Source organism: Janthinobacterium sp. (genome assembly GCF_031995485.1).
Lineage (GTDB): Bacteria > Pseudomonadota > Gammaproteobacteria > Burkholderiales > Burkholderiaceae_D > Janthinobacterium.
This window is the reverse complement of record NZ_DAMAGB010000061.1, coordinates 1-5173: the sequence shown is the minus strand read 5'-3', so window position 1 is coordinate 5173 and position 5173 is coordinate 1. Positions and strand designations below refer to the sequence as shown.

The 5173-nt window shown below is 55.4% G+C and carries 8 protein-coding genes; 1 reads left to right on the top strand and 7 read right to left on the bottom strand.

Features of this window, described 5'->3' with window-relative positions; translation table 11 throughout:
- From RTQ46_RS24740 to RTQ46_RS24730, 3 genes are all read right to left on the bottom strand, one after another.
- Positions 1-457 (bottom strand): IMP dehydrogenase (locus RTQ46_RS24740; protein ID WP_312440248.1); only part of this gene is annotated, 457 nt, incomplete at its 3' end.
- 139 nt (positions 458-596) lie between these two features.
- Positions 597-896 (bottom strand): RnfH family protein, encoded by a 300-nt coding sequence (locus RTQ46_RS24735; protein WP_312440247.1) that lies wholly within the window; start codon positions 894-896, stop codon positions 597-599.
- On the bottom strand, positions 883-1320 hold the full coding sequence (locus RTQ46_RS24730) for a type II toxin-antitoxin system RatA family toxin (RefSeq protein WP_312440246.1): 438 nt from the start codon (positions 1318-1320) through the stop codon (positions 883-885). Before RTQ46_RS24730 ends, RTQ46_RS24735 begins: the two co-directional genes overlap by 14 nt.
- 95 nt (positions 1321-1415) lie before the next feature.
- On the opposite strand from RTQ46_RS24730, the gene smpB reads away from it, so the two are divergent.
- Complete coding sequence (smpB, locus tag RTQ46_RS24725; RefSeq protein WP_308920520.1) at positions 1416-1865, top strand: SsrA-binding protein SmpB; 450 nt, start codon at positions 1416-1418, stop codon at positions 1863-1865.
- 301 nt (positions 1866-2166) lie between these two features.
- Here smpB and RTQ46_RS24720 read toward each other — a convergent pair whose 3' ends face one another.
- The 4 genes from RTQ46_RS24720 to RTQ46_RS24705 all read right to left on the bottom strand — a co-directional run bounded on the left by RTQ46_RS24720 (position 2167) and on the right by RTQ46_RS24705 (position 5086).
- The gene (locus tag RTQ46_RS24720) at positions 2167-2475 is read right to left on the bottom strand and encodes an H-NS family nucleoid-associated regulatory protein (RefSeq protein ID WP_065305939.1); all 309 of its coding nucleotides are present in this window, start codon (positions 2473-2475) and stop codon (positions 2167-2169) included.
- 541 nt (positions 2476-3016) lie between these two features.
- Positions 3017-3961 carry a stomatin-like protein gene (locus RTQ46_RS24715; RefSeq protein WP_308920518.1) on the bottom strand — a complete coding sequence of 315 codons (945 nt, stop codon included), beginning with the start codon at positions 3959-3961 and terminating at the stop codon, positions 3017-3019.
- Positions 3962-3977: 16 nt separating this feature from the next.
- Complete coding sequence (locus RTQ46_RS24710) at positions 3978-4394, bottom strand: NfeD family protein (protein ID WP_312440245.1); 417 nt, start codon at positions 4392-4394, stop codon at positions 3978-3980.
- Between the two features lie 179 nt (positions 4395-4573).
- Complete coding sequence (locus RTQ46_RS24705) at positions 4574-5086, bottom strand: Dps family protein (protein ID WP_312440244.1); 513 nt, start codon at positions 5084-5086, stop codon at positions 4574-4576.
- Positions 5087-5173 lie beyond the last annotated feature (87 nt).

Below are 5173 nucleotides of genomic sequence, written 5' to 3'. Positions count from 1 at the left end.
GGGTCATCTTGGCGCGCGCTTCAGCGTCCAGTTCCTGTTCAAAACGCAGGTCGCGGTTGGTGATGATGCCGACCACGGTCTTGCCTTCGACCACAGGGAAACCGCTGATGCCATACTGTTCGGTCAGGGCGATTACGTCGCGGATTTTCATTTCCGGCGGAATCGTGATCGGATCGCGCAATACACCTGCTTCGAAACGCTTGACGCGGGCTACTTCACGTGCCTGGTCTTTCGGGTTCAAGTTCTTGTGGATGATACCGATGCCGCCTTCCTGCGCCATCGCGATCGCCAGACGGGCTTCGGTCACCGTGTCCATGGCTGCGGACAGCAAGGGAATATTCAGGGTGATATTGCGGGTCAGGCGAGTTTTGAGGGACGTATCGGCGGGCAGAACGTTGGAGTAGGCTGGGACGAGCAGCACGTCATCGAATGTGAGTGCTTTTTGAAGTAGACGCATAGCATTTCCTATTGGCGCAAAAGTGAATTATACAGAAGGATGGACCTCCTGTCATTGCAGCATAGAAAAGATATTAGAAACCGACAAGGACAGCCGGCGTCTGGCAGGCGTACAAGGATTATCCTGCACGCCGGATCACTCAAGACTTGGCGTCCTTGTTGCCAGCCCGGCGCCGCCGCGCCTCTTTCGGATCGGCCTGCAGCGGCCGGTATACTTCCACCCGGTCGTGCTGGCGCAAGACGGTGTCGAGCGTTTTCTTCTTGCCGTAGATGCCGACCAGGTTGACGGCCAGGTCGATGTCCGGATACTCGTCGAGCACGCCGCTCTGCTCGACCGCCTGGCGCACTGTACTGCCTGCGGGCAGGCGCACGGTGCGCAGGAACGCTGTGTCGGGTAGCGCATGGCATACCTGCACTTCGATCACGTCAGGCGCCGCCATAGACCGTCTCGGCGCGTTTGCAGAAGGAATCGACAAAGCTGTTGGCGATCATGCCGAACACGGGGCCGATGATCTGCTCGAGCACGCGGCTGGAGAACTCGTAGCGCAGGTCCAGCTCGATCTTGCAGGCGTCTTCGCGCAGGGCCTTGAAAGTCCATACACCGTCGAGGGACTTGAAAGGACCGTCCACCAGCTTCATCTTGATGGCGCTGAACGGCACGTTCTCGTTGGACGTGGTGAAGCTTTGGCGCACGCCGTGGTACTGTATGCCCACGCTGGCGACGACGGAGTTTTCGCCGCGCTCGCGTATCTCGACAGCGCCGCACCAGGGCAGAAACTTGGGATAATCTTCCACTGCCGCTACCAGCGCGAACATTTGTTCGGCGCTGTAGCCGAGAAAAACTGATTTATGTACTACTGCCATTGAAGAACCATTTGCTATGATGTTGGATACATTTGGATTTTATCGCGCTTGCGCGAGACAGTAGTTTAACCGACCCGCGCACATTTACCATTCTCATGACCATAGCAGACAATAGAAAAGCATTCCACGACTACTTCATCGAGGATCGCTACGAAGCCGGCATCGTGCTCGAAGGCTGGGAAGTCAAGGCCATTCGCGACGCCCGCGTACAAATCAAGGAAGCCTACGTGGTAGTCAGGGGCACCGAGCTGTTCCTGTTCGGCGCGCATATCAGCGCCCTGCCAACCGCCTCCACCCATATCCATCCGGAAGCCGTGCGCACCCGCAAGCTGCTGCTGCACCGCGCCGAGATGGACAAACTGATCGGCAAGGTGGAGCGTTCCGGCTTCACGCTGGTACCGCTGAACCTGCACTACAAGGGCGGCCGCGTGAAATGCGAAATCGGCCTGGCCAAGGGCAAGAAGCAGCACGACAAGCGGGCGGCAGAACGCGACCGCGACGGCGCGCGCGAAGTGCAGGCGGCAATGAAAACCAATCGGCGTTAATCGCCAGTAAAGGCACTGCTGCAGTTCCGCAACCCGGCCATGCGCCGGGTTTTATTTTGTCTTTTGCGTGCGCGCATGCGGCGCCACTGCCAGACAGCAGCACGACAAAACCGGATGATAATGATGAGGAATTTACAAAGGGAATTTACAAAGCGATACCAGGAAAGCAACGAAGATAAGCCATGAAGACGAATGATCTTGGGAATTGACCAGATACGCCAACAGAAAGTTCCGGATGCTTGCATACTGCCTTGTCCACATCAACAACCTGACACAGAACAAGCATCCGAATGAACGGTGATTACACCTTCAGCAGGTCACGCGATTTACCCGAATCGGTCCATTCCTTGACCCACTTCGGTTGACGGCCACGGCCAGTCCATTGTTGCGATGCGTCGTCCGGATTACGATAGCGTACTGCCACGGTACCGGTTTTTGCACGAATGCCCGTACCCACCAGATCTTTTACCGATACGCCCACGCTTTGCGCGATGGCCAGGATTTGTTCACGCGCTTTCGACAGATCGTCATGTTCGCGTTTTTTCATTTGTTTCTTGATGTCGTCTTGCAGGGTACGCAGTTCCGACAGGGATAAGCTCGACAGATCCATGATATTTCCTTTGTTTGAGTTGAAAAATATAACTGAACAGCTGAATTCTATCCAATTGTAACGCGATTGAGGAGAATTTTTTGTCAAATTTAATGTTTTTTACAATTATTTTTGCTCAAAAACGCCGTCATCATCCAATCTGTGGCAATCCAAAAACATCAGGCAGTCCTTGCTGTGACTGACCTTATACAACGCAAGATAAAGGCGCACTCCCAGGAGATTACTGATGGCGTCTTTATCTTGCCATTAATTGTGAGGTATTTTTTGATTCATTGCAATTTATAGTAATTATAAATGGCAATCCATGCGATGAATGCACTGGCAGACCAGGCGCAGCGCACTTTAATCGACAGCGCCGATAAGCGATGCACGTTACGCATACTACCGCAATGCAAGGTGACAACGTCACCGGATTTAAAATCGGCACGGCCTCCTCGAGCTCATGCCAATTTCCGCAGCCTCCGTGGCAAATATGGCTTCCTGAATATAAACCGCCCGCAAAAAGCGGGCGGCGGTCACTATGCGATAACTAGTCGATTACTCAGGGAAGCGCTACGCCGCCTTTCGGCTTTTGCGTTTTGACCACCTGCATGGCAGTGGCAATCAGGCTGCTCATCTCGCCCAGATTGGCCGGCACGATAATCGAGTTATTTGTTTTTGCCAATTGGGCAAAGGCGCCGACATATTGTTCCGCAACCTTCAGGTTGACGGCGTCTTCGCCGCCCGGCTCGCGGATCGCTGCTCCCACCTGGCGCAGCGCCTCGGCGTTGGCCTGCGCCAGCGCCACGATGGCCGTGGCCTGGCCTTCAGCCCGGTTGATCGAGGCCTGTTTCTCACCTTCGGAACGGGCAATGGCCGCCTCGCGCTCGCCGCTGGCGATATTGATCTGCTCCTGCTTGCGCCCTTCCGACGCGGCAATCAGCGCGCGCTTTTCACGCTCGGCCGTGATCTGCGCCTGCATCGCGTGGAGGATTTCTTTCGGCGGCGTCAAATCCTTGATTTCATAGCGCAATACCTTCACGCCCCAGTTGGCGGCCGATTCGTCGATGGCATTGACGATGGCCGTATTGATATGGTCGCGTTCCTCGAAGGTTTTATCGAGTTCCATCTTGCCGATCACCGAGCGCAAGGTGGTTTGCGCCAGTTGCGTAATGGCGGCGATATAATTGGACGAGCCATAGGAAGCGCGCATGGCGTCGGTAATCTGGAAATATAATATGCCGTCAACCTGCAACTGGGTATTGTCGCGCGTGATGCAGACCTGCGGCGGCACGTCGAGCGGAATCTCCTTGAGCACGTGCTTGTAGGCGATGCGGTCGACAAACGGCACCACGATATTGAGGCCGGGGCCCAGCACCGCATGGAATTTCCCCAGCCGCTCCACCACCCAGGCATGCTGCTGCGGCACGACATTGACGGTCTTGAATACAAATACCAGGGCCAGCAATAACAAGATCAGCGAGACGCTTCCGATGCTAATTTCCATAGTTTACTCTCCAAAGTTATCCAACAATCAAACGGCTGCCACGAATGGCGCGTATGGTGTATTGCCCGGCCTGCGTATCGCTGCCCGGTATTAATTCCACATCCCACAAGGCGCCGCGGTACATCACGCGCGCCACGCCATCGACCCAGTGCGCCACTGCCACGCTCTGGCCGATATCGAGATTCACATTCGGATCCTGGGCCACATCGCGGCGGGCCGCCTTGCCATAACGGCTGCGCCGCAATAACAGGGTCGCCACCACGCCCACCACTGCCGCACATAATCCCTGCAGCGGTCCATTTGCGCCCGCCAGCGCGGCCAGCGCGCCGGCACTCATGCCGATGGCAATCATCAGCAAATAAAACGTGCCGCTGAATAATTCCAAAATCAAGACGGCACCAGCGGCCACAAACCAGACTATCCAATCGGCCATGATGTTTTCCTTTATGTCAGCCGTTAAGAAAATAAAAACCCCCGTGACCGATATAGGCGACGGGGGTTTTAACGATGAAGATTGCCAAATACTTATACTTGCCTGTACACCTATAAGAAACAGTCTAAAGCAATTTGCGCGTGCGTCAATAGCTGGCACGCATTCATTTCATGCAGCAATTATTCTTCGAGCAGGCTGCGCAGCATCCACGCGGTTTTTTCATGCAGGTCCAGGCGCTGCGTGATCAGATCGGCGGTTGGCTGGTCGTTGGCTTTTTCCAGCAGCGGGAACAGGGCGCGCGCGGTGCGGGCCGTCGCTTCCTGGGCCGATACCAGATGGCGCACCATTTCCAGCGCCGGCGGCACGCCTTCGATTTCCTTGATCGAGGCCAGTTCGACGAACTGCTTGTAGGTGCCTGGCGCAGGATAGCCCAGCGCGCGGATGCGTTCGGCGATCAGATCGAGCGCACCCCACTGTTCGGTGTACTGCGTCATGAACATCAGGTGCAGCGTGTTGAACATCGGTCCCTTGACGTTCCAATGGAAGTTATGCGTCATCAGGTACAGGGTGTAGCTGTCGGCCAGCAGGCCCGACAAGCCAGCCGCGATCTTCGCGCGGTCGTTTTCGGAGATGCCGATATCGATTTTTGCCGAGCCAGTTTTCGGATTTACAGTTGGTTTCTTGCTTGCCATATCAACTCCTGTCTGTGTGAAAGTAAAACCATTTTAACAAATCTTGCGTTTTCTCATCGCCACGGCCTGCGCGGGCAAAAAAAACCC

Coding starts and splice junctions, on each gene's coding strand:
- smpB (WP_308920520.1), top strand. CDS start 1,416: ATGACCATAGCAGACAATAGAAAAGCATTCCACGACTACTTCATCGAG.
- RTQ46_RS24710 (WP_312440245.1), bottom strand. CDS start 4,394: ATGGCCGATTGGATAGTCTGGTTTGTGGCCGCTGGTGCCGTCTTGATT.
- RTQ46_RS24705 (WP_312440244.1), bottom strand. CDS start 5,086: ATGGCAAGCAAGAAACCAACTGTAAATCCGAAAACTGGCTCGGCAAAA.
- RTQ46_RS24735 (WP_312440247.1), bottom strand. CDS start 896: ATGGCGGCGCCTGACGTGATCGAAGTGCAGGTATGCCATGCGCTACCC.
- RTQ46_RS24730 (WP_312440246.1), bottom strand. CDS start 1,320: ATGGCAGTAGTACATAAATCAGTTTTTCTCGGCTACAGCGCCGAACAA.
- RTQ46_RS24720 (WP_065305939.1), bottom strand. CDS start 2,475: ATGGATCTGTCGAGCTTATCCCTGTCGGAACTGCGTACCCTGCAAGAC.
- RTQ46_RS24715 (WP_308920518.1), bottom strand. CDS start 3,961: ATGGAAATTAGCATCGGAAGCGTCTCGCTGATCTTGTTATTGCTGGCC.